Source organism: Lujinxingia litoralis (assembly GCF_003260125.1).
Classification (GTDB): Bacteria; Myxococcota_A; Bradymonadia; order Bradymonadales; family Bradymonadaceae; genus Lujinxingia; species Lujinxingia litoralis.
Genome location: NZ_QHKO01000007.1, coordinates 5,001 through 28,151, shown reverse-complemented (window position 1 = coordinate 28,151; position 23,151 = coordinate 5,001). Strand labels below are relative to the sequence as shown.

The following is a 23,151-nucleotide window of genomic DNA, read 5'->3' as shown; positions in this document are numbered from 1 at the left end:
CGCTTTTCACACCTTTGGCACTTGCTCCCGCCGGGGCCCTTTGCTTAGTATGAGCGGCGTTCAGAGTTCCCCAACTTGGTACTCTGCCGTGTTCGTGCGAGACGCGATACTATTGAAACCCCGTAAGCAGAGACACGGGGGCAGTCACTGACATGACGCGAGCATGCCTCTCGGCAACTGAGTCGGCGAGGACGTTCAAGGAGTGTTATTACAGCTCCCACCTGGTAGCAGCCAGGGTTTCTAAATCTTGTCTCAAGACCGGCACAGTGGTGGATACCAACAGCGAGAGGCAACCCCCTTAGATGGGGCGTTGCCTCTCGTTTTTCTTGCCCGCATCTGCCACCATCGCCCGGCGCCCGGCCCGCGGAACTTTTGAGGCTTTAGACACCCATGGAAGCGCTCCATCTGGTCCTCAATCTGCTTGAGAAGGTCTCGGTCCTTGTGGCCCTGGCCCTCACCTTGATGCTGCTGCGCCCGGCTGAGGTCTGGCTGGGGCAGCGGGGGCCCCAGGCCTCGGTGCGTCGCCGCCTGGTGCTGGTGCTCCTGCTCAGCGGCCTGGCGATCTGGGGCAGCTTTCTGGGCTTTGAGATCGACGGGATGCAGTTCAACATCCGCTCGGTCGGGGTGATTCTGGCCGGCTACCTGGGCGGCGTCTGGGTGGGTCTGGCGGTGGGGGCGGCCGCCGGCATCGTGTACGCCCTGGAGGTCCCGTCTCACTTTTTCCCGCTGGTGTTTGCGGCCAGCCTGCTCGAAGGCACGCTGGCCGGGCTCTGGAGCCGCCGCTTTGGCACGGCGGTGGCCTCGGTGGCCATCGGGGCGGTGCTCATTCAGGCGGCCCATCACGCCGGGCTCGGCGCCATCCTCACCTGGGTCGACAGCGCCACGGCCACCTTCCACCTGGAGCGCGTCCCGCTGCACCTGGCCAAGATCGCCGCCAACGCCGTGGGGGTCCTCCTCTTTATGGGCCTCTTAAGCCTGGTCCGCGAACTGGAGCTGGCTCGCCACGACGCCCGGGCCTCCCGCGACCTGGCCCGGGACGCGCGCCTCGAAGCCCTGCAGTACCAGCTCAAGCCCCACTTCCTCTTTAATCTGCTCAACACCCTGGCCTACCTCATCCGCACCGACGCCCCGCGGGCCCGCGAGCTCACCCTGGATCTGGCCGAATTCCTGCGCTACACCCTGGCCAACGACGCCGACCAGACCACTCTGGACGAAGAGTTCGCTCAGCTTAGCCGCTACGTCGATCTGGAACGCGCCCGCTTCGGCGAGGGCCTGCGCTTTGAGATCGACCCTGGCGAGGAGGTCGATGTGCTGGGTCAGGTTCGCGTGCCGGCGCTCATCCTCCAGCCCCTGGTCGAAAACGCCTTTCGTCACGCCGCGCGCCAGGGCCGGGTGTACGTGCGCATCGAGGTGCTCGCCAGCGCCCATCATCTGGAGATCCGGGTGCTCGACGACGGCCCTTCCCCGCCCGCGCAGCCCTGGCGCCCGCGCCACGCCGGGGCCGCGCGCTCCTCGCGGGGTGGCGTCGGCCTGCAAAACGTCTATGAACGGCTTGCACGCTTTTATCGCGGCGACGCCTCCCTTAGTCTGCGCGCACGCGACGATGCCCCCGGCACCCTCGCCACCCTGAGCATCCCCCGCACCTCTCCCGGCAAAGCCCGACACTCCCTTGGCGAGCAGGTCCGTCAGAAACTCCGCGAAGTCATCGACCCTTAAACTCCCCCCTTTTCCTATGCGCGCACTGGTCATCGACGACGAGCTCCCCGCCCGCGAAGAGCTCCTGTGGCTGCTCGAACAATGCCCCCAGATCACCGGGGCCGAGCAGGCCGAGCACGCTCGCGACGCCATCGCTCGCCTGGAGGAGGGGCCGGCCATCGATGTCGTGTTTCTGGACATCGACATGCCCGACATCAACGGCGTGCGCCTGGCCCAGCTCTGGCGCGACCGCCTGGGCGACCGGGCCCCGGCCGTGATTTTCGTCACCGCCTACCAGGACCACGCCCTGGACGCCTTTAATCTCGATGCCACCGACTACCTGCTCAAACCGGTGCGCCTGGCCCGCTTAAAGCAGGCCATTGAGCGCGCCGCTCGCCGCCTCGATGTCGCTCCCGCCACCGACGACGCCGCGGCCTCACCAGCCGGCCCGACGGCCTCCACGCCCCTGACCCGAATCTCGGTCGAAGAACACGGCGCCTACCGGGTGATCCCGGTGGACGCTATCTTGTGGGCCGAAGCCGAGGAAGGGTTCGCCACCGTTCACACCGCTGAAGCCAGCTTTTTGACCGACTTCAGCATGAAGTTTTTAGAAGAAAACCTCCCCGCGGAGCACTTTTTCCGCTCGCACCGCAGCTTCATCGTGCGTCTCGACGCGATCTCGCATATTGCCCCTACCGGAGCTGGGACTTACCGTCTGCTCCTGGGAAGCGAAGAGCGCGCCGTTCCCCTGGCACGAAGCCGCGCCCCCGAGCTCAAAGCCCGCATCCCCTGGTCTGCCAATGCACTTGAGGAGTAACCGTGTCGACTTCAAAATCCCTGCCCACCTCTGACGACGCCGCCATCAAAAAGGTCGACGGCGGCGACGGCCAATTCTTTGACGCCATCGCCCGGCGCTACGACCTGCTCAACCGCATCATGTCGCTGGGTCAGGATGGCTACTGGCGCAACAAGGCCGTCAAATCGCTGGAGCTCCCCGAAGGCGGTCACTTTTTGGATCTGGCCACCGGCACCGCCGACCTGGCGATCGCCTGCGCCAAACGCCACCGCGACGCTCGCGTCACCGGCCTCGATCCCAGCGCGGAGATGCTGGCGATCGGTCGCGACAAAGTCGCCAGCGCGACCCTCTCCGAGCGCGTGGAGCTTGTGCAGGGCGACGCCCAGGCGCTGCCCTTTGAAGACAACAGCTTCGATGCGGTCGCCATCTCCTTTGGCATCCGCAACGTGCCCGACCGCCGCAAGGCCCTTCAGGAAATGAACCGCGTCGCGCGTCCCGGCGGTCGCATCGTCATCCTGGAGCTGAGCGAGCCGCGGCGCGGCCTGCTCGCCAGCCCGGCGCGCTTCTACATCCACCACGTGGTCCCGCGCATCGGCAGCCTCCTCTCCGGCTCCAAAGAGTACCGCTACCTCCAGGAGTCGATCGCGGCCTTCCCCACCGCCGACGCCTTCGCCAATCTGATGCGCGAGGTGGGCCTGACCAACGTCAACGCCCGCACCCTCTCGTTTGGCGCGGTCAACCTCTTCAGTGCCCACGCCGGCCACTGAGCAGCGTCGCGTCCGGCGCACGCCCCACATCGGGGCGCGCGTCGTGCATGGCCCCGATAACACACGCCCGACCGGCCCTCCTCAGCGGGGCTCGTCGGGCGTTGTTTTTACATCTCGTGCCGCGGCGCGGGGCCTTTTAGCGACGGCTGAGTTCAAACCCCTCCACCAGCGCTTCGACCTGGCGAGCGGCCTGTTCCACGCGCTCCTCCCAGCTCAACACCTCGCCAGCGGAGAGCGGCCGCCCGGCCTGCGAGAGGAGCCCGAGGGCCGCCCCGAAGAGCGTGCGCCCCTGTTCATCGATCGAGAGCCCCTGCTCGGCCAGGGCGCGGGCCTCGCGGTGCAGCTGCGTCTTGAGCCTTTGCTGCACCTCATCCCAGCTCACCGGAGGCGGCTCCTTCAGCCGACGCTTCCCCACCAGCACAAAGGACGTGTTCACCGCCCGCGAGCGCATCGCCCGCGGGCGCTGCGAACGCTCCACATTCATGGGCCAGACCGCCACCAGGGCCAGCGCCGCCTCATCAAAGGCCTGCACCATCGCCGCCCAGGCCTCCACGGTGCTATGGGCAAAGATCATCGACAATACCCCTTGCGGCTTGAGCACCCGTCGCACCTCGGCCAGCACCTGAGTCATCCCCCGGGTGTAATGCTGCTGCGCGAGCTGGGCTGAGGTGTGCACGTGCCGGTTCATCGTCAGCTCACGGCTCTGATCGGTGCGCGGCGCCGCAAAAAGCTCCGGAAACACCGCCCCCAGCGCCAGGCGCTTCCAGACAAAGATGCAGTCGGCCAGCACGTTATAATAGAGGTTGTCGAAGTAGGGCGGGTCGGTAGCGACCACGTCAAAGAAACCATCCTCAAAGGGCAGGCAACGCGCGTCGGCCCGGAGCACCACCGGGACATGCTCAAAACAAGGCACGCTCTTAAGCCCCCGAACGATGCGGTCGAGCTTATCCCAGAGGTTGGCCGGCCCCTCCTCGGTGGGGTCGATCTCGGCGAAGTCCCACACCATCGGGATCCCCGGGCCGCTGAGCGCGCGCCCCACCTGCTCGTTCTGCGCAATCCAGGTGGTGAGCCGACTGTTCCAGTCGACGAGCTGATCGAGGAGTCCCGACAAAAACGCCGCCAGCGCCCGCGCCAGCTCCGCGCCATGCACCAGCTCCCAGCGTCGATGATGCTCACCGAGCAAGCGACACAGGCGCACCAACACGGCGAGTTGACGAGGGCTGAAGAGCTCGGCATGCCCGGCCAGGCCGTAGAGCGAGGGGTTGGTCACACCCGACCACTGCGGCAGCTCCACCTCGGGCAGCTCCGCAGACAACGCCCGAAGGTCCCTGGCGAGGGCCTCCTGAAGCATCGATGCCGACGCCAGCGCGCCTTCGGCGCGCACATAGCTCTTACGCCCCCGCGTCCATCGCCCGGTCGATCGCACCAGCGCCGAGAGTTCTTCGCTGCCACTGACCTTGAGCGCCTCCACCAGGGCCCCGCGCGTCATCTCCGCCTCACAAAAGGGGCAGATCGCGCGCCGCCCCGACCAGGCCCTCCCCTCCTCGGGAGGCTCGCCATGGTCACACAGCTCCGTCGACATCGTCTGCAACGCCGGGTCGGGCCGCCGGGCCACATGCACGGCCCTCCCCCCGCGCTTGACGAGCCAGGGCCGCTTCGAGAGCGAAAACTCGCCATCGCACGCCCCGCACCGCACCTGCCGGCTCCACACATACGCCAGCGTGCGTCCCGCCTCCCCGGCGTCCCGCGCCGGAAAAAACGCTGCGGTCTCCTCCCGCAACGCCTCCAGGAGCACGCGCCCCTCGCGGGCTACCAACGCGGCCAGCTGTGGCCCGCGCTGCGACTCCTGGAGCAGCGCGCGCTGGATAAAATGCGCCAGCTCATTGTTATCCACCGAATACGCCCGCGCCCCGAGCGACGCCGCCTCCAGCGGAATCGTCGCGCCCCCGCTAAACATATCCAACACGCGCTGCTCTCCCGGGCGCGCCAGCTGCGCCATCACGGCTTGATGCGCATGACCACCGCGCTCCCGGCAGTATCCCTCCACCGCCTCGCGCACCTGCTCCACCTGCACATCGCCACGCATCAACGACGTGACCACCACTCCACTCACCGCCGCAAAGGGCCGCCGGGCCCACCAGGTAAATATTGTGTGCGCCGTCTTCCCCCGCTGATAGCGCTCCTTCCGACTGGCCTCGGTCACCGCCTCCGAAGGAAAAAAACGCTCGATCAGACTCCCTCGCTCCTCACCGTCCGAAGCGCTCCCCTTTCTATCCTGCGCCGCATTCATCCCCGCCCCCCCGTCTCGATGTCGGAACTTCACCCGCGGCAACCACGCACCGGTCACCTCCTGGTTGAGTACCACAAAACGCGCTCCCTCAAACCCGGGCCGATCGTCGTGCGCCATGACAGAACTCGCTCGCAAGAGAGGACCGGGCCCAGGGCAGAGCGCTCCCTCAAAGGCCGCGGACGCACCGCGGCCTCAAGCACCTCCGGCGGTGCTTACGCTCCCTGAACATCGATCGAGAGACCGGCCTCCGCAGCGTCGAACACCCCGGCGCCCCCTGCCTTGTCAAAGGTTCGGGCCACGTCCGGCGAGTTCGGCCGATGAGGATGCGGCCGATGTACCTGTATAACACCCGATAACTTTACAAATTTCAACAAATAGACATTTTCGGCGCCACGCTTGCCGAATCCCCGGGTTTGCGGGCCCCGCATTTCATTGCTATCCCTCGCCAGGCACAGCGGGTCCCGATCGTCCCTAACTCTCCCATCCATGCGACCTCTCTCATGCTCCCCCGTCGACTCGATAAGTACATCGCCGACTGCACCGGCCTTCCTCGCCGCGAGATTCACCGGCGGCTCCGCACGGAGTGCGTGCGCGTGGAGCGCCCCGAGCCCTGGCCCACCCCCGAACCCTGGCCCGAGACGCTGATCTACGACGATGATCGGGTCTTTTTTGACCAGCGCCTCCTCGCGCCCTCAACGCCCTCCAGCTACCACATTCACCACAAGCCCATGGGAGTCGTCTCGACCACCTCTTCGCCATCGGGCGCGCCCTGCCTGGGTCCTGTCCTGGCCAGCCTCCCCCGGGGCACCTTCCCGGTTGGCCGCCTCGACCGCGACACCACGGGCCTGATGCTGATGATCGACGACGGCGATCTGGCCCATCTGCTGCTCCACCCGCAATTTCACATCGAAAAAGAGTACTTCCTGCGCGTCCCCGGTGCGCTCACGCTGAGCGACCCCCGCGTTCAACGCGCGCTGACGGGCGTGGAGCTCCGCGACGGGCCGGCCCGCGCCCTGAGCGCCCGCATCATCGCCTCGGCCCCCGACCAGAGCACACTGGGGCTCGTCGTCGACGAGGGGCGCAAGCACCTGGTGCGGCGCATGGCCCGCGCGCTCGATCTGCACCTCCAACATCTGCACCGCTGGCGCATGGGGGATCTTAAGCTCGGCGAGCTCGAGCTCGGCGAGACTCGCTCTCTCAGCGAGGCCGAGGTTCAGGAGCTCTGGCAGGCCGTCGGTGGCCACGCCCGCGTGCGTCGCCGACGCCTGGGCGCGCTTGTTCGCATCGCCCGTGACCGCCGCGCCGACCAACGCCCCGACCAGCGCCTGGAAGCCTTTCTCGAAACCTGCGACGCCTCCGCCGAAGAACTTCTGGCGCTTCAGACCACCTGAAGTCCCTCCTGCTCGGGGCCCGAACACCCGGGCTACAGTCCTCAAAAAGCTCGAACAAACCGAAATCGCTCAACTTTTTTCACTTCACCGGAATGAAAGCCCCCCTCCCGAGGTGTTATAGCTTTCGATGATGGCGAGGCCCCCTGAGGGTCTCGGGTTCGGGTTAACCCCCCGGATCGGTGAGCGTGAGCTTGCCCCGGCGTCGGGTTCGGGACCGGCACCCGGATACGGCGTTCGCGATCGGGATAAATCGCGCATTCGACGTGCCGCAAAAAGGAGGTGATCCAGTGAGTAGTGACTGTACCCATACGGCTGGTGAGGTGGTGTCCTGCTAGCAGGCCCCCACGGTCTGGCGTCGTTTCTCTCGCTCCAGGCTCGTCCCTTCTAAGGGACAAACGAGAGATACGCTAAGCGGCTGGTGGCCGCGACGCTAGTGGTATCCTTGACACCACCGCCCCCGCGTGGATTCGGCTCGGCCGGGCCGAGAAGACCTGAGAGCATCCACGCGGGGCCTTTTTTTGCTCCACGCCAACTCGTGCGCTCCTTAGAGTGCCGCGAGTTTTTTTGTGTTTGGAGCTCGGCACGCGGCTCCGCCCTTTCATCGCGTATGCGCCGCCTCAAAGGCCCCGACTCAGCCTGCGCCGAAGACCGGCACGTGCCTGCGCATACGAAAACGCCCCGACGAAGCCGGGGCGTTTTCTTAAGATGCCCCACAGGGCATCGACTCTCAGCGTGGGTTCAGCGCTCATCCACCGGCGCGTCGAAGATCCACTCGGCATCGCTGATCTGCGGAAGAATCACCGAGATTTCGCAGACTCCCGGCGCCTGACCGCGCAGACTGATCGTGTTCTCTTCGGAGGGCTCCACGTCGAAGTTCACGCTCCCATCGCTGCCCAGGCAGGTCTCCGGCGTGAGCACTTCCACGTTCATCCACAGGTGGTTGCAGACCGGCCAGATGTCGCCATGCGGTGGCCGGGTGACCGGGCGCAACTCCAGCTTATCCGACCGCCCTACCCGCAGCCGGCCCGAGGCCGGCTCAAAGTCCAGAACCTCCGGGCTGATCACCTGCACGCCCAGCTCGCTGCGCGAGCCGCGCGCCGGTTGAATCGACGAGCGCACCAGCACCGGTCCCGGCTCCGTAATTGGCGTGAGGTGGAATCCGGCCTCATCACACCTGCCGCGGCCATCCATCGTTTCCGGACTCAACTCCAACCCACAGCTTCGCGCGGAGCCCACCAGCACATCGCCCCCGGACGAGTAGCGCTGAAACGCCAGCGATATCGGCGTCCCCACCAGGTAGGCGGCGTTGGCCTTATCGGCGCAGACATGCGCCAGGTCGGCACGCGCCACATCCGCGACCTGGAAGCTCGTCGCGTCACTAAATCGCTCCCCGCCTCCCTCGACCTCCACGTAGAGGCGAGCCGTACCGGCGTGCTGGCCCGAAAGCACCACCGCGTGCGGATACTCCGTCGACGGACTCACCCGAAACACACCCTCGGGCTCGACCCGCATCTCAACTACCCGCTCCACCCGGCGGTCGTCGATCCCTTCCAGATACAGAAGCATCCCCGACCCCACCGCCAGCGGACGATCGAACTCCGTGCTGCTATCGGCCGGCAGATAAAAGAACTGCACATTGCCCTCTTCCCCCTCCTGGCGAGCTCGTGAGTCGCAGGCCACCGCCGTCATCACCAGCGCCGCGGTGGCCATCATCATCATGTGTCGATTCACGCCTGCCATATCTCCTCCTTCATACGTCTTAACATCTCGGGGCCTGCTCATCTGACGCCACACCCAGGCGCCTATTCACACGCAGATCCCGGATGGCACCGGGGATAGGAGCATATCCCCGATGCCGCCTCTCCCCAACCCCGGCGCTAGAAGAGGTTGTAATTAAAGCCCAAACTCACAATCACCAGGTTGAGCCAGTTTTTGGTGTACCCATCACCCGGCCCCTCCTCGGCTTGATCTGGCGAGGTCCCATCGGCTCCTCCCCCCAGATAACGCACGTTTAAAAAGGCATCGATCTCCGGTGTGACCACCAGCCCGGCACGCACGCTGGCGTCCAAAATCGCGCCGAGCACCTCGGTATCGGTGCTGCCATTGACCCACTGCCCGGGCGCATAAAACCCGTCGATTTCAGCGCCGAACCACACCCCGTTCTCCAGGGTATGGCGCCCCCGCACCTTCAAAATGGGCACCGGCCCCACATCACGACGCACCCGGTAGAGCTCGCCATCGTTGCTCTCAAAACTGATCGTCGCGTTTCGAATCTGCAGCGATGCCCCCACCCCCAGCTCGGTCTTCTCCGATTTAAAGAGGTCGTACATGTAGCTCAAGCGATAGAAGGGAAAGCTGTAGCGCGTGGTCATCGGCGTTCCCTCATCAAAGGTGGCCCCGTCGATCTCCACATCGCGTCGGTTGAGCACCCGGGTCTCGATCTCCAGGGGTTGGTAGAGAAACACCAGGTTATGGCGCCCCTTGAACTTCGCCTCCACGCTCAGCCGCATAAAGGGGAAGAGCACATCCTGGCCCCCCTCATCCACATAATCGAAGTAGGTGCCAGCCCTCCCGAACTGAATCTTATGGTAGACCGGCGAGTTGAACCCGAGCTCGGCCACCGTCCAGACCCGGTAGCCGGGGACTGGCTCCTCAGTTACGTCCAACTCCTGAGCTGCCGCGCTCCCGGGCACGCTGAGCATCATCGCCAGCGCCAGCGCACTCCCACCAACATACCTTCGAAGGGTCGTCATCTCGCTCTCCATCACAGCCATCAAGTGAGTCCTTATCGCGCTCCCGGTGGAGCGCTCCGGTACGTGTAGACACCCCTGCCAGCACGGAAAGCCCCGAACTCCGCCCGCCCTTGCATCTTTTGCGCCGCGCACCCCCGGGCGAAACTGCACGACGCGCCAGAACAAAACAGCCCCCGCGCCATCAGGCGCGGGGGCTGTTTGACTCAACGCTCCCCCGAAACCATCAGGGCCTACGAGCGCTTACTGGGGCGACTCCACTTTAATCGCAACCAAAGCTCTCAAAGGAGCGCCCGTCCAACCCGCTGTAGCCCGGAGACAACCCGCCGACCCCACCACGACCGGCCGAAAAGCTCATCGACGTTCCGCTCGGCAGCGACGACTCCAAGCAATACACGCCGTAGGAGTCACCACCGGCGCCACCGGCTCCCGGACCACCGGCGGCGCCATTACCGCCCTTACCGCCTCGTCCGCCGGCGTTCGATCCAAAAGGCCTGCATCCCCCGGACACATCGCAATACTCCGCCGAACCATAACCGCCCTCACCACCGACGCCTCCCGCACCGCCGGCGCCTCCGGCACCGCCGGCAGCACCGGGCGAGGCGATAAAGTCACTCTCCTCCACCCGAAGCGTCGATCTCGTCACAACAAGGCCAATACTCATGCCGCCGGCCTGACCTCCCTCACCACCGGCGCCGCCACATCCGGCCGCGCCACCACCGCCACCGCCCGATCCGGTCAACGATTGCGAATGAATGGCCTTCCAGCTACCGCCGCCACCGGCACCACCAAACCCGTGCCCCCCGTCGCTCCCGGGGGCGCCATCTCCCGCTACCACCAGTTGACCACCTTCGATGCGATACCCGGGCTCTCCGCGCAGCCCGGCACTCCCAGGCGCCGTGGAGTCTGCACCGGCCTCTCCATTGCGCCCTCCACGTTGGTATTGCGTTCCCGGCGCGCCACCACTGGCGTCCCCTCGCGAACGCCCGGCCGCAGGTTGAGTAACAGCACTGGTCGGCGAACTCTGAAAATACCCAACCCCTCCCCAGGCTCCTTGCTGAGCGCGCTCGTCACACGCTTCATTTTTGTTATCGGCAAAAGCAGGCGCTGCGCTTGTGTTCGGATGCACTATACCATCACGCCCCGCGGGCCCGGGATTCCCGGAAGCGCCGGCCTGACCATGTTTTCCGGGCGCCGGCAGCCCCGGACTCGACCACACCCGGCGCAACGTCAGGCCCGTGCTCTCGCCTACAACCACACCTACCGTACTGGCCCCTGGCGTGGTGGCATCGGCGGTTTCAACCACAAACCCCTCAAACAGCGTGGGTGACTCCACGGACGCGGCAACCACTCCCACCAGATCCCCGGCCAGAGCCGAAGCCCGGGTCATGATCTGAGTCTGCTGATCGGGCTGTCTCAACCACCCATCCTGACGATAGCCGCCCACCATCGAGACACCATCGCGCACCATCAAGGGTCCCTCAATGGCCGGCGCGCTGGCATGAGTGGCCACAACCACCGCCTTCACATCCCGACTCTCCGCAAGATTCAGCGCTGCGGTGACGTTCCCCAGGGGTGCCCCGCGCGTCCCATCTCCCGACGACGCCAGCGTCGACACATAGACCACATCGTCACAATCGCCTGCACCCAGCCCCGGAATCTCGGGCTCATCGCATACCCCGTGCCCGGTTTCCCCCTGGCCACACAGGCGCACTCCCAGGTCGCAGGTCCCGCAGGTCGGCTGCGCAGCCACCCCGGCGACGCAATTGCACGCCCCGCAGTCCAGCGTCTCACCACAACCATTATCCACCAGGCCACAGGCATCCGCCGGGCAGCTATCGACTGTCGGCTCGCAAACCTCTTCGCACTCCCCGCAGTCCAGCATCTCCCCACAGCCATTATCTACCAGACCACAGGCATCCACCGGACAGCTCTCGACTGTCGGCTCGCAAACCTCTTCGCACTCCCCACAGTCCAGAGTCTCACCACAGCCATCGTCCACCAGACCGCAGGCATCCTCCGGGCAGCTATCGACTGTCGGCTCACAGACCTCTTCGCACTCCCCACAGTCCAAAGTCTCGCCACAGCCATTATCCACCAAACCGCAGGCATCCTCCGGGCAGCTATCGACTGTCGGCTCACAGACTTCGCCATCATCCGGCTCCCCGACGTCATCCGGTTCCCCGACATCATCCAGCCCCCCGACATCATCCACTCCCCCGACATCGGGCTCGCCCTCTGCAATCGGCGTCCCCTCGCCATCGCCCCCCGAACAGCCCGCGGCGACCACAAACGCCCAAACCACCATCCACACATGTATACGTCGTACCATCCTATCCTCCTTAAGGTGGACCAGGACTGAACCAACGACTGCACACGACTGTTGGCCAACAACCCCCTGGCTGCCGGTCTGTTACTCAGACCGACCCGCTCTGGTTAATGTCGCTTACCCCGAACGCACGTGCACACCGGCCCTCACCGCAATCTCACGGGAGCCCAGCACGAGTTCGCCCCCCTGACGATGTGAGTGAATAAGGCCGCGCCGAACGCAGCTCAGTTTTTTAACGACCCGATCACGATGCCCAAAGACGCGCGGCGAGTAAAGAGAATCTCCCGGAAATTCCCGGAAGGGGAGGGGTACGGCGCGGAAAAAAGACCACATTTCAAAACAAAATCAAGCACTTAACCCCACCCCAAAAACATCTTAAATACATCACCCATCTGGGGTAATTCCGACGCTCACAGCTTCCCCCCACTCCGAGAGACCTCCCCGCTTTACCGTGCCAGCGCTCCGACTCGCCGCCGGCGTCCGGCCATCAGCGCCGCCGCTGTACCGGCCAATACCCAGCCCAGCGCCGGCATCCCCCCGCCTCCCACAGCGCCTCCCACAGCGCATCCCCCACCGTCGGCGCCCTCATTGCGGACCGAGACCGGCGCGCTGGTCTCCCCTTCCCGTCCCCAGGCGTCGACCCAGGTCGCGGTGATCTCGGCGTCGATCGGCTCGTACATTGTATCCAGATCACCCCATAGAAATGTCACATGCTCCTCATTCTCGGTCAGCACCAGCGCGGACGCCGGAAGCACCAACGTTTCGGGATACTCGCCACGAATCTCAAAACGCAGCCCGCCCTTCTGAGAATCGTAGCCCTCCACATTCAGGGTGAGCCAGGCCGTGTCATCACAGCTCGTCGCCATCTCGCTGCACCCCTGGCGCTGCGGAGTTGCCGAGCGCTTCAGCGCTCCCACCTCCAGCGAGACCGCCGGCGGAAGATCCACCGGCTCGGTCGGCTCCTCCTCCAGGATCGCCATGACGTCATACGTCATGGCGAACGAGCAGGCCCAGGCTCCCCCGAGCGTAGCCCCCGTCACAGTCGCTGCCGTCAGCAGCGCCATCAGAGCCCGCGTAATCTTGGTGTCACTCATCGTATCCTCGCGCTCCAACATCTGTGATGATCCTCCGCGATGACTCAACCCGGCATCCGAATTCACCGGGACATCACGCCGCCCGCGGCCCCAAAAGAGATTTGCACCTTCTAGGCCAGAGGCCCTTCAGCTCTCCCGAGCACGGCCCGGCTCAGGCCCGCAGCGAAAAGTTGAGCAGTTTGCACTCCAGGCGGCCGTTGTAGATGGAGTAGATTTTATCGGCGCGCACGCCCAGCTCAAAGCCCAGCTCCTTCGAGCCGGTGAGCACCGAGGCCTGCCAGCCCCCGAAACGCGATTTAAGGGAAGCGCCCAGCTCCCGGTGAGCCTGCTCGGCCTGACCATCAGCGCCCAGACGCTCCCCGTAGGGCGCGTTGGTCACCACCAGCCCGGGGCGATCGGCGTGCATCGGCGGCACAATTTCGGTGACCGGCTTACGCGAGTAGCGGATGATCGCGTCAAGCCCGGCCTTCTCCGTGTTGGCCCGGGCCGTGCGCAGGATCGAGCCCTGGATATCGGTGCCCACGTACACCCCCAGTCCGCGCCGCCCCGCTTCAAAACGCTCCTGAGCCCGGGCTCGCTCCCGAGCCCAGGCCAGCTCGTCATGCTGCAGCCAGCCGTCCACACCAAAATCATCGCGGACCAGCCCCGGCGCGCAATCGGCGGCCATCAACGCCCCCTCGATCAGCAGCGTCCCCGAGCCGCACATCGGGTCAAAGAGTGGCGCGCCCTCCCGGGCCAGCGCCGGCCACCCGGCGCGGATCAACACCGCCGCGGCCACGTTCTCCTTCAGCGGCGCGCGCCCCTTATCGGCCCGGTACGAGCGCTTATGCAGGCTGTCACCGGCCAGATCGATGCTGAGCGTCGCCTGATCCTTCTCCACATGGCAGTTGATCTTGAGATCGGGGCGTCGCAGATCGACGGAGGGGCGACTGCCGAAGCGCTCCCGAAACTGATCGACCACGGCATCCTTGACCTTCAGCGCCCCGAATTTCGTGTGGGTGATCTGCGAGTTGCGCGCGGTGAAGTTCACCGCCAGCGTCGAATCCACCGCCAGATGCTCATCCCAGGCGATGGTGCGCACCCCATCGTAGAGAGCCTCCGGGGAGGGGGCAGCAAAGCGCTTGAGTTCCAGCAGCACCGAGTTGGCCAGCCGACTCCAGAGCAGGGCCCGGTAGCCCGTCTGCAGCGGCCCCTCAAAGTGCACCCCGGCCACGGTCTGCCGCACCTTCTTGGCGCCCAGGCCCCGGAGTTCCTCCTCCAGAAGCAGTTCCAGGTTGCGCGGGCAGGTGGCAAAAAATGCATGGGTCGTCGACATCACACTCTCGTTCTTCGATCGGATCGGGTCAGTCACAGGCAGCGCTTGTGCCGGGGCATAACACCCGCGGCGCTCACGCCTGCCGCAGGGCGCGGGCCGCTTATACAGGATCGCCGCGCAACACGCATGTCCGGCGCACCTCCCCGGCCGAGAGTCGGCCGCCTCACTGTGACTCGATGTAGCGCCGGGCCGTGCGTCGGTCGATGCCGGCCCGACGCGCAACCTCCTCATAGGTGCCGTGGCGCCGGTAGAGCAACTGACAGTAGCGCGCCTGGAGCTCACGCAGCTCCAACGCGCCGGCGCCCACCTCCCGAACCAACGCCAGCTCCTGCGGACTCAACGCCTTGGCCCACTCATCGACGCGCTCGCCAGGGTGCACATCCCCCCGATAGCTGCGCCCCAGCAACACCCGACGTACCGCCTGCTCCAGCTCCCGTACATTGCCCGGCCACCCGTAGCTCCCCCCCGGCGAGTCCCGCAGCGACGCCACCACTCGCCGGCTCGACGCCTCATCGGCCCGGCCAAGCACCCCCTCCACCATATGTGCCACCAGCACCTCCAGCTCCCCGGGCGCCTCCTCCAGACGAGTCGCCAGCGAGGGAACCTCGATCACGTCGGTGCAGAGCCGGTAGTAAAAATCATCCCGAAAACGCCCCGACCGACGCAGCTCCCCGATGTCTTGATTCGTCGCCGCCACCACTCGCCCCTCAAAACGCCGCTCCTGATGGTCCCCCACCGGCACGAAGACCCGCTCCTGCAACACCCGCAACAACTTGATCTGCACCGGCACGCTGGCCTCCCCGAGCTCATCGAGGAAGATCACCCCATGGCGCGCGCAACGCCCGAACACACCTTCGTGATGCTCGATCGCCCCGGTGAACGCTCCCTTGCGGTGGCCGAAGAGCTCCGACTCGATCAGGCTCTCCGGAAACTGCGAGAGGTTCAGCGGAACGAAGAGCTCGGTGAAACTCTGCGCGAAACGCCCGCTCTGGGCATCAAATGGAATCCAGCTCGACGCCCCCAGCACCGCCGCCGCGGCCCCCTTACCACTGCCGGTCGGCCCGACCAGAAAGACCGAAAAATCCTCCATCCGATCCCAGAGCTGCCCCTCGTAGCGCACCATGTCGTCGGTGAACACGTTCTGCCAGAGGCGCTCCCGCAGCCGCCCCATCGAGGGCGATTCCCCCCGCAGCCGCTCCCGCGCCAGGAGGAAGGTGCGCCGCATCTGAAAAAAGATCCCCACAAAGCGCTCCGCCCGCTCCTCGGCCATCCCCCGTTCCACCAGCCGCCGGGCCACCTCCCGGCCGAACCCGGCGGACACCGGCTGCGCCCCGGCCTCCAGCTGGCGGGCCACCAGAGCATCGAACTCCGGCACAAACACATGAAAAGTATCAAAGAGCAGCGCCACCTCCACCAGCTGGCGCTCCTCCCCGCCCAGCCCTCGCAGGTCCAACGGCCAGAGCCGGTCCAGCTCGCGGCGCACCGCCCGCAGCGCCGCCTCCAGGGGCGCCTCCCCTCCCAGATCTTCTCCCAGTGTGGCGGCCAGGCGCCGGTCCTGCCGGACCCGCTCCTGACTAAAGGGGTTGGCAAAGGCCGCCTGGGCCACCTCGCTTAAAAACGCCCGCGCATCCCCGTCGATCATTTTGACCTCATACAAAAAATGAACATCACCCCTGCATAATATGTACATTCCCCGGACAAGCACACAAGCACAGTCCCCCGCGCATCGGACGCAGCTCCCGAAATTATCCGATTTTACCCCTTATATTTCCGCACCTTAACCCAAAAACACCGAAACATATCGCCGCGCTGGCACGCCTTCTGCTCTACATGGCGAGCATCCCCCGCATCCGGCGGGGACCCACGGTCCATCCGACCACACGCACCCGCTGCCACTGGAGAGCATCATGGAACATCCGACGGTTCAGAAAGACACCAACGCCTGGATCTTTCAGGTCTGGGCCTCCTTTTTGCTGGCGACCGGCATCACCATCACCGGCATCGTCTACCTGCCGGTCGACCTGTGGATGAAGAGCTTTTTGCTCATGGGCATGCTCTTCACCCTGGGCTCCTCCTTCACCCTCTCCAAGACCATCCGCGACAATCACGAGGCCCGACGCCTGATCAACCGGGTCAGCGACGCCAAGGCCGAAAAAATTCTTCGCGAATACGAGCTGCGCGACGTCGCCTGAGCCCGCCCCTCAAACATGAAAGCCCCGGCGGCGCCGCGCCATCAGCGCCGCGCCGCCGGGGCCGCTCAATACATCAGGAACCCGCCACGGGCTCAGAACTCGAAGTTCAGACCCGCCATCAGCGCAAAGCTCGTCTCTTCAAACACCGTCACCCGCCCCTGCACGTAGGGCACAAAGTTCGAGCCGGTCTCCATACTCAGCCCCACCAGCAGGTTGGCTCCCAGGTCGGTGGCGTCATCGGAGGTCAGCACGTCGCCGTCCCCATTGACGATCCGGACATCAGCGTAGCGCAGCCCCGCCCCCAACCCCAGATAAGGGGTCACCGGAGCGTCCAGCGCCAGGTGCACCAGGGCGTTGAGATCGAACTGCAGCACCGTCGACTCCGTCCTCGCCCCCAGCACCTCGTTGCTGCCGATGAAGTAGTACTGCAGCCCCGGGTTCACCGAGAGGGCCACCTGCGGCGCCACCGCGAAGGTGAAGCGCGCGTCGAGCCCCGCCAGCGGCACCTCGGCATCAAGATCGTAGCCGACCACCACCCCGGCGCTGTTGCCCACCAGCGCCGAGGAAGCCTCCTGCGCCAGCGCCGTCGAGGCCATCCCCAACACTCCCAACGCGGCCAGCGCCGCCACACCCATCTTCGTTCCCACGTTCATCATCGACATTCGGTACTCCTTACGCATCATTCATCGCGGCCCGAACTCCCGGGCCGCCTGTTCATCCACCATCTAACCACCCGTTCGCTCTAGCATAGTCCCGTTTGCCCCGACGAGTTGTCGGCCTAGAAGGATTGGCGGGTGGCCTCCCAGAGGTAGTTCAGCCCCAGGGTCAACTCGGTGTTGGTGCCCGGCGTCCCCACCGCCCTGTTCTGATAGAGAAAAGCGTTAAACGAAGCGGTGAAAAAGAACTGGTCAAACACTGCAAAGTACACCCGATTGGCCGCCCGCAACTCATGCGCCCGATCCCGGGAGATGCCGTTGTAGAAGTACTCCAGCTCGCTCTCAAACTGGATCGGGCGGCCCAGCACCTCCATCAGGTTGACCCGCTTGAGCACGTACCCGGCGTTAAACCCGCGGGTGGCCTGACCCTCGGGTTCGTTGAGGTCGCGACGGGTGTTCACACCGATCTTCAGGTCCAGGGGCTCGGCCACCTTAAAGGACAGACCGATAATCCCGCGGGTGTCCAGACGGTGCCAGCTGCGGGTCTCGGGCCGATCAAACTCGGACTCCACCTGCACCTCGGCCAGGGGGCCGGGCACGTACCAGCGCCCCCCCAGCCGCGAGCGCAACGTCAGGTTGCGGTACTGCGTGCGCAGACGCACCAGGTCCTTGGTCTCCTCAAACGTGGCCCCCTCGGTGTCGGGTAGGCGCGCGCTGGCGTACTGAAGCACCAGGTCCGAGTCCCAGCCGTGATCGCGGCTGTCGGCCCGCGCGCTGGCCTTCCCCTCCAGGTTGATCTGATCGGTGGAGGCCACGGCCAGCTGACTCTGATCGTAGCCGGGAGCCCCGCCCACCTGCGGGTTACGCACCTGGACCTGATTGTACGAGGCGTTGATCGACCCGGCCCAGGTCCACAGAAACTTCTTATGCAGGTCCGGAAAGCTCCCCCGGGCGCTGAGCCCCGACGTCTGGGGAGCGCGGGCCAGCTCCCCGGGGTCATTGACGTAATGCACCACCAGCTCCGAGATGCTCGGCGCCTGACCGGCCCAGGCCGGCTCAAAGGTTGCCCGAGCCCCGAGCTCCTCCGGGGCCAGCACCCCGTCGCCCCCGGCCGCCAAAAAGTCGTTGAGCGCCACCCGGTACAGGCGATCCTCCACCGGCGCTCGCCCGTTGATCAGCACCTTATCGCCCTTCTTCTCCAGCCCGGCACTGACCAGACGCTCGCCAAGCCGCCCGGCCACCTCCTTGAGCCGGGCCCCGCTGAGCGTGCCCACCACCACCTGGTTATCAAAGGGCATCGCGCTGTACACATCGGCCAGGGTCAGCTCCCCGCGCAGCGGAAATTGCCCCTGGTCGCGAAACGCCCCGGCGTTGACCAGCGCCACCTCGGCCCCGGCACTAAAGCGCATCACATTCATAATAAAGGTGCGCAGATCGCTTAGCTCAAAGGGCCCGGCCAGCCCGGCGGCCGCGGCGATCAGCTGGCCCCAGTCCTCGCAATAGGCCTCGGCCAACCCCTCCAGCACCTCGCGGCTGACACGATCCTCGGGCATCTCCGCCACGCTCACCCGTCGGGGCACCACCTGGACAAGACGAGCGCGCTCCGCATCAAAGCGCACCTGCAACTCCACGGTGTGAACGTGTCCCGGACCGCTGTCCGCCGACACAATCGGCGTCCCGGTCCCCTCGGCCCAGGCCATCCCCAGACGCCTCTCATCGGGTACCTCATCGGCATCAAAGAGGTGACTCGCCACCAGCAGATCGATGCCCTCCACCTGCGCCCCCAGCGCGTAGGCGCCGCGCAGCGCGTCGGCATGACGGGCGTGATACTGCACCAGGGTCAGATCGGCCTGCGCGCGCATCTCCCGAACCAGCCCGGGCAACACGTGTGCCGGCTCCACAAGTTCCAACCCGGCACGCTGACGCTCGGTCAGCGGCTCCAGCAGATGCGGGGCCATCACCGACGCGATCGCGATGCGCACCCCGCCGCGCTCCACCACCTTAAAGGGGGCCCCACTCCCCAGCCCCATCGCCTCACAGATGGCATCGGCCCCGCTGAAGTTCGCGCAACGCAGGTTGGCGGCCTGCACGTCCAGCCCCCGCTCCCGGGCGGCCTGCACAAACGTGATGAGTTCATCCCGGGGCGCGCTGAGCTCGCGGTTGCCCAGCGCCTGGGCGTCGACCGGCACCACGTTGAGAAGATCCACCAGGTTGCGCGCCCCCTCCTCCCCGCTGCTCAGCAGGTAGCGGCTGATCGGCCCGGGAAAAATCGCGTCTCCTCCACTCAAAATCAACGGCGCCGGCAGCCCGCCGCCCACCGAGAGGTCGGCCAGCGTACGGATGTAGCCGGCCTGGCGCGCCCAGCTCAGCTCCCGGGCCTCCGCCGGCTCGCGACAATCGATGCGGGCCAGGTCCCCGTCCAGGTTTCCGCTGACCACCACCGTCAGACGCTCAGCCCGCGCGGGCTTCTGCGCCATCGCCACACCCCCAACCTCAGCTCCCTCGCCATCCGCCGCCAACGCCTCGCCCCCGGGCACCCCTTCCACCTCCCCAACCTCAACGCCCTCCTCCGACCCCGCAACCTGCCCCAGCGCCGGCTGGCCCAGCAGCACCCCCAGCCCCAACACCGCCACAAACATCGATCTTCTGGTTCCCTTCATCCGCATCCTCATCATCATCCTTTCATTCATCACCCGGGCGCCCCCCCGGGGGGCCGCGCCACCCTCATCCCACCGGCCCGAAATCGTCAAGTCCTCCCGCCCCGGCCCCCTCCTACCCCTAACCCGGGTGCTCATCACGGGTTTCGTCCCTGCTCGGCGTTGACAAGATCCGCATAATCTCTTTACGATTCAGCGCGCTGTTGGCATGAATTCTGGACGCGGGATGCGTCCCGGTGAGCCCCGCTCACCATCCTCTCATCGGGCCCTGTGGCCTGGCACCCGAGCCAACGCACGTTAATCGCGCCCGCGCCCCTGCCTCAAGGCATACGCCGCGCGCCCTGGCACCGGATCTTTGGGCTCATGAGCGAACCGGGAATCCTTCCAAAACCCGTCCCCTTCGGTAAATACTACCTCCTCGAACGCATCAACGTCGGAGGCATGGCCGAAGTTTTCAAAGCAAAAGCCTTCGGTGTCGAGGGATTTGAACGCCTCCTGGCGATCAAACAGATCCTGGCCAACATCGCCGAGGACGAAGGCTTCATCAGCATGTTCATTGATGAAGCCAAGATCGCCGGACAACTCACCCACCCCAACATCGCGCAGATCTTCGATCTGGGGCAGGTCGATGGCTCCTACTTCATCGCCCTGGAGTACATCAGCGGCAAGGACCTCAAGACCCAGTTTGAGCGCGCTCGCCGCATCGGCGAAAAAGTCTCCATTCCCCGGGTCTGCTACGTCCTGATGAAAGTCTGCGAGGGCCTGGGCTACGCGCACGAAAAGAGCGACCCCCAGGGCCGCCCGCTCAACATCGTCCACCGCGACATCTCCCCCCAGAACATCCTGACCTCGTTTGAAGGGGAGGTGAAAATCATCGACTTTGGCATCGCCAAGGCCCAGGGCAAGACCAGCCACACCCAGGCCGGGATGATCAAAGGCAAGTTCAGCTACATGAGCCCCGAGCAGGTCCGTGGGCTGCACGTGGATCACCGCAGCGACATCTTCAGCCTGGGCGTCGTTCTCTACGAGCTGCTCACCCTGGAGCGCCTCTTCACCGGGGAGAGCGACTTCGAGACGCTCGAGAAAATCCGCCGCGTGGAGATGAGCCCGCCCTCGCTCTACAACCCCCATATCCCCAAGGCCCTGGAAGACATCGTCCTGCGCGCGCTCAGCGGCAACCCCGAAGAGCGCTACCAGTCGGCCTACGAGCTCGGGGAGGCCCTGGAGCGCTTTATGCGCGAGCAGGGCTACTACTACACCAACAAAGATCTGGCCGCGTACATGAAGGAAGCCTTCAGCGCGGACATTGAGTTCGAGAACAAAAAGCTCGAGTACTACCGCTCGCTCAACCTCCAGCCCATCCAGGAGGCGCCGCCGGTGGCCTCCCGCCGCCCGGCCGCCGACCTGAGCTGGGGCGACGAAGAGATGGAGACCCAGATCTTCGGTCGCGAAGACGCCATCGCCATCGTCGACGACGCCGACATCGTCTACGCCGATGAGGGGTTTGAAGTCCTCCAGGAAGACGCCACCCAGGTGCGCGTCGCCGCCAACCACGCCGCGGTCAGCGAAGAGGCCTCCACCCGCGAATTCGAGCGCTGGGACATGAACCTGGACCTGGGCGCCTCCCCGCGCCGGCGAGACTCGCGGCCCGGAGAGGAACTCGACCTCGATTTAGACATCGAGCCTCGCCAGGCCGCCCCACTCACCGCCCGCACCCCGGCGGTGGAACCCCGTCGCGCCTCTCACAACACGGTCCCCGGCGCCTCGGCCCGGCCCGCCAACCCCGCCCAGAAGCGTAAAAAGTCCGGCGCGAACTTCGGGATCATCGCCCTGGTGGCGATCCTGGTCATCGTTCTGGGGCTGGGCGTCGTCTGGTTTACCCGCGACACCACCGCCCCGGTGGTCTTTGCCTTTGGCGAAGAACCGGTGAGCATCTACATCGACGGCGAACTCGTCCACCAGGGCCCCACCCCCTTTGAATGGGAAGGCACCCCGGGTGAGGTCACCCTGGCCGTGGAGCGTGAAGGCTTTGAGCGCTTCGAAACCCAGACCACGCTCGTCGCCGGCCAGCCTCTGCGCCTGGCCGAAGAACTCACCCCCCTCGACTACTCCAACACCGGCTTCACCGTCGCCAGCACCCCCGAAGGCGCAAAAGTCTTCCTCGGCGACGAAGAGCTCGAAGGAACCACCCCCCTGGAGATTCGCGATCGCAAGCCCGGCTCCTACACCCTGCGCGTGGTCCTGGCCGAGCACTTCGAAGCCGAAGAGACCTTCGAACTCAAGCTCGACCAGGTCGTTGAGCACAGCGTGGCGCTGCGCCCGGCCAAAATCGATCTGAAGGTCAGCAGCGATCCCGCGCGCGCCGACTACACCATCTACACCGCCGAGGGCAGCGAGCGCGTCGCCCGCGGTCGGACCCCCGACACCGCCAAAGGACTCGACGCCTCGCAGAGCTACCGCGTGGTCGTCTCCCGCAGCGGCTACCAGGACTGGGAGAGCACCTTTGAGCCCGGCACCGACGCCGAGGCCACCCTCAACGCCGAGCTCGCGCGCACCGAGAGCGAACCCGCCGTGGCCCGCGACACCGGCTCCGCCACGCGCCCCACCACCGCGACTCGCGCCCCCGATCGCAGCAGCACCACCCGCACCGAAACCACGCGCCAGGCCGCCGCTCGCCCCGAACCCGCCGAGCCCCCCGCGGCCTCCGGTGGCACCGGCACCGTCTCGATCGCCTCTCGGCCCGCGGCACGCATCTACATCAACGATAAAGACACCGGTCAGTACACCCCCTTGATGAACCACCGCCTCCCGGCCGGCACCCACAAGATTCGCCTGGTCAACCCCGAGTTCAACCTCAACAAAACCTACTACGTCGAGTTGAAGGCCGGCGGCGAAGAACGCATCATCAACCGCTGACCTTAACCTCTACGCCCAGGGGGGCCCGGTGCTCCAAAATCCACATCGCACCTCCGAGCGCACCCACTACTGCGAGGCCTGCGCCACGCTTGTCGCCGTCGACGCGGCGCACTGTGCCGAATGTGGTGGGGCCCCCTCCCCCTCCGGGTGGACCCCGCTTACGCTCAGCCCCTACACCTTTTTGGGCCGCATCATCGACGGTCGCTACTTCATCGACCGCTTTCTGGGCTCCGGCGCCTCCGGCCATGTCTATCGCGCGCGCAGCGTGCGGGTGTCACGCTCCTTTGCCATCAAGGTCGTCGA

Annotated in this window: 16 protein-coding genes (1 of these 16 cut by a window edge); 7 read left to right on the top strand and 9 right to left on the bottom strand. The window is 65.7% G+C overall.

Translation table 11 applies throughout. The features are described 5' to 3' along the window. Positions 1-390: 390 nt before the first annotated feature. The 3 genes from DL240_RS14395 to ubiE are packed head-to-tail and all read left to right on the top strand — an operon-like array spanning position 391 to position 3,258. A complete protein-coding gene (locus DL240_RS14395) occupies positions 391-1,716 on the top strand; it encodes a sensor histidine kinase (RefSeq protein ID WP_111730603.1) in 1,326 nt (441 codons plus the stop codon). A 16-nt stretch (positions 1,717-1,732) separates the two neighbouring features. After that, positions 1,733-2,512: a LytR/AlgR family response regulator transcription factor gene (locus DL240_RS14390; protein WP_111730602.1), complete on the top strand. Its 780-nt coding sequence runs from the start codon at positions 1,733-1,735 to the stop codon at positions 2,510-2,512. 2 nt (positions 2,513-2,514) lie between these two features. Next, positions 2,515-3,258 carry a bifunctional demethylmenaquinone methyltransferase/2-methoxy-6-polyprenyl-1,4-benzoquinol methylase UbiE gene (gene ubiE, locus DL240_RS14385; protein ID WP_199589822.1) on the top strand — a complete coding sequence of 248 codons (744 nt, stop codon included), beginning with the start codon at positions 2,515-2,517 and terminating at the stop codon, positions 3,256-3,258. Between the two features lie 136 nt (positions 3,259-3,394). Here the strand turns inward: ubiE and DL240_RS14380 are convergent, their stop codons facing one another. Beyond that, a complete protein-coding gene (locus DL240_RS14380) occupies positions 3,395-5,665 on the bottom strand; it encodes a DUF1156 domain-containing protein (RefSeq protein WP_111730601.1) in 2,271 nt (756 codons plus the stop codon). A 383-nt stretch (positions 5,666-6,048) separates the two neighbouring features. Between DL240_RS14380 and DL240_RS14370 the strand changes: the two genes are divergently transcribed. Continuing rightward, positions 6,049-6,939 (top strand): pseudouridine synthase, encoded by an 891-nt coding sequence (locus DL240_RS14370; RefSeq protein ID WP_111730599.1) that lies wholly within the window; start codon positions 6,049-6,051, stop codon positions 6,937-6,939. A 738-nt stretch (positions 6,940-7,677) separates the two neighbouring features. Here the strand turns inward: DL240_RS14370 and DL240_RS14365 are convergent. From DL240_RS14365 to DL240_RS14340, 6 genes are all read right to left on the bottom strand, one after another. Beyond that, entirely contained in the window at positions 7,678-8,679 is a 1,002-nt protein-coding gene (locus tag DL240_RS14365; protein ID WP_146618315.1) for a hypothetical protein, read from the bottom strand. Between the two features lie 137 nt (positions 8,680-8,816). Continuing rightward, positions 8,817-9,692: a hypothetical protein gene (locus DL240_RS14360; protein ID WP_111730743.1), complete on the bottom strand. Its 876-nt coding sequence runs from the start codon at positions 9,690-9,692 to the stop codon at positions 8,817-8,819. Between the two features lie 259 nt (positions 9,693-9,951). Continuing rightward, positions 9,952-12,021 carry a hypothetical protein gene (locus tag DL240_RS20755; protein WP_158542591.1) on the bottom strand — a complete coding sequence of 690 codons (2,070 nt, stop codon included), beginning with the start codon at positions 12,019-12,021 and terminating at the stop codon, positions 9,952-9,954. A gap of 443 nt (positions 12,022-12,464) precedes the next feature. Continuing rightward, a complete protein-coding gene (locus tag DL240_RS14350; RefSeq protein ID WP_146618314.1) occupies positions 12,465-13,112 on the bottom strand; it encodes a hypothetical protein in 648 nt (215 codons plus the stop codon). A 151-nt stretch (positions 13,113-13,263) separates the two neighbouring features. Further along, positions 13,264-14,427: a THUMP domain-containing protein gene (locus DL240_RS14345; protein WP_158542590.1), complete on the bottom strand. Its 1,164-nt coding sequence runs from the start codon at positions 14,425-14,427 to the stop codon at positions 13,264-13,266. Positions 14,428-14,590: 163 nt separating this feature from the next. Continuing rightward, positions 14,591-16,069 carry a sigma-54-dependent transcriptional regulator gene (locus DL240_RS14340; RefSeq protein WP_111730594.1) on the bottom strand — a complete coding sequence of 493 codons (1,479 nt, stop codon included), beginning with the start codon at positions 16,067-16,069 and terminating at the stop codon, positions 14,591-14,593. Positions 16,070-16,334: 265 nt separating this feature from the next. On the opposite strand from DL240_RS14340, the gene DL240_RS14335 reads away from it, so the two are divergent. Then, a complete protein-coding gene (locus DL240_RS14335) occupies positions 16,335-16,619 on the top strand; it encodes a YiaA/YiaB family inner membrane protein (RefSeq protein WP_111730593.1) in 285 nt (94 codons plus the stop codon). A gap of 92 nt (positions 16,620-16,711) precedes the next feature. Here the strand turns inward: DL240_RS14335 and DL240_RS14330 are convergent, their stop codons facing one another. Together DL240_RS14330 and DL240_RS14325 are read right to left on the bottom strand one after the other, a co-directional pair. Beyond that, positions 16,712-17,281 carry an outer membrane beta-barrel protein gene (locus DL240_RS14330; protein WP_111730592.1) on the bottom strand — a complete coding sequence of 190 codons (570 nt, stop codon included), beginning with the start codon at positions 17,279-17,281 and terminating at the stop codon, positions 16,712-16,714. Between the two features lie 116 nt (positions 17,282-17,397). Next, positions 17,398-19,935 (bottom strand): 5'-nucleotidase C-terminal domain-containing protein, encoded by a 2,538-nt coding sequence (locus tag DL240_RS14325; protein ID WP_146618313.1) that lies wholly within the window; start codon positions 19,933-19,935, stop codon positions 17,398-17,400. Positions 19,936-20,295: 360 nt separating this feature from the next. Here DL240_RS14325 and DL240_RS14320 point away from each other — a divergent pair, with 360 nt between their 5' ends. After that, entirely contained in the window at positions 20,296-22,848 is a 2,553-nt protein-coding gene (locus DL240_RS14320) for a serine/threonine-protein kinase (protein ID WP_111730590.1), read from the top strand. Positions 22,849-22,876: 28 nt separating this feature from the next. Next, positions 22,877-23,151 carry the start of a protein kinase domain-containing protein gene (locus DL240_RS14315; protein WP_111730589.1) on the top strand. It continues 1,705 nt past the right edge of the window, so the window shows 275 of its 1,980 coding nt (coding positions 1-275); its start codon is at positions 22,877-22,879; its stop codon lies off the right edge, out of view.

Bases quoted from the DNA above. Each gene is read 5' to 3' on its own strand.
- DL240_RS20755 (WP_158542591.1), bottom strand. From the start codon at position 12,021: ATGGTACGACGTATACATGTGTGGATGGTGGTTTGGGCGTTTGTGGTC.
- DL240_RS14380 (WP_111730601.1), bottom strand. From the start codon at position 5,665: ATGGCGCACGACGATCGGCCCGGGTTTGAGGGAGCGCGTTTTGTGGTA.
- DL240_RS14335 (WP_111730593.1), top strand. From the start codon at position 16,335: ATGGAACATCCGACGGTTCAGAAAGACACCAACGCCTGGATCTTTCAG.
- DL240_RS14370 (WP_111730599.1), top strand. From the start codon at position 6,049: ATGCTCCCCCGTCGACTCGATAAGTACATCGCCGACTGCACCGGCCTT.
- DL240_RS14390 (WP_111730602.1), top strand. From the start codon at position 1,733: ATGCGCGCACTGGTCATCGACGACGAGCTCCCCGCCCGCGAAGAGCTC.
- DL240_RS14345 (WP_158542590.1), bottom strand. From the start codon at position 14,427: ATGTCGACGACCCATGCATTTTTTGCCACCTGCCCGCGCAACCTGGAA.
- DL240_RS14365 (WP_146618315.1), bottom strand. From the start codon at position 8,679: ATGGCAGGCGTGAATCGACACATGATGATGATGGCCACCGCGGCGCTG.
- DL240_RS14320 (WP_111730590.1), top strand. From the start codon at position 20,296: ATGAGCGAACCGGGAATCCTTCCAAAACCCGTCCCCTTCGGTAAATAC.
- DL240_RS14340 (WP_111730594.1), bottom strand. From the start codon at position 16,069: ATGATCGACGGGGATGCGCGGGCGTTTTTAAGCGAGGTGGCCCAGGCG.
- DL240_RS14360 (WP_111730743.1), bottom strand. From the start codon at position 9,692: ATGACGACCCTTCGAAGGTATGTTGGTGGGAGTGCGCTGGCGCTGGCG.
- DL240_RS14330 (WP_111730592.1), bottom strand. From the start codon at position 17,281: ATGTCGATGATGAACGTGGGAACGAAGATGGGTGTGGCGGCGCTGGCC.
- DL240_RS14325 (WP_146618313.1), bottom strand. From the start codon at position 19,935: ATGAAGGGAACCAGAAGATCGATGTTTGTGGCGGTGTTGGGGCTGGGG.
- DL240_RS14350 (WP_146618314.1), bottom strand. From the start codon at position 13,112: ATGAGTGACACCAAGATTACGCGGGCTCTGATGGCGCTGCTGACGGCA.
- DL240_RS14395 (WP_111730603.1), top strand. From the start codon at position 391: ATGGAAGCGCTCCATCTGGTCCTCAATCTGCTTGAGAAGGTCTCGGTC.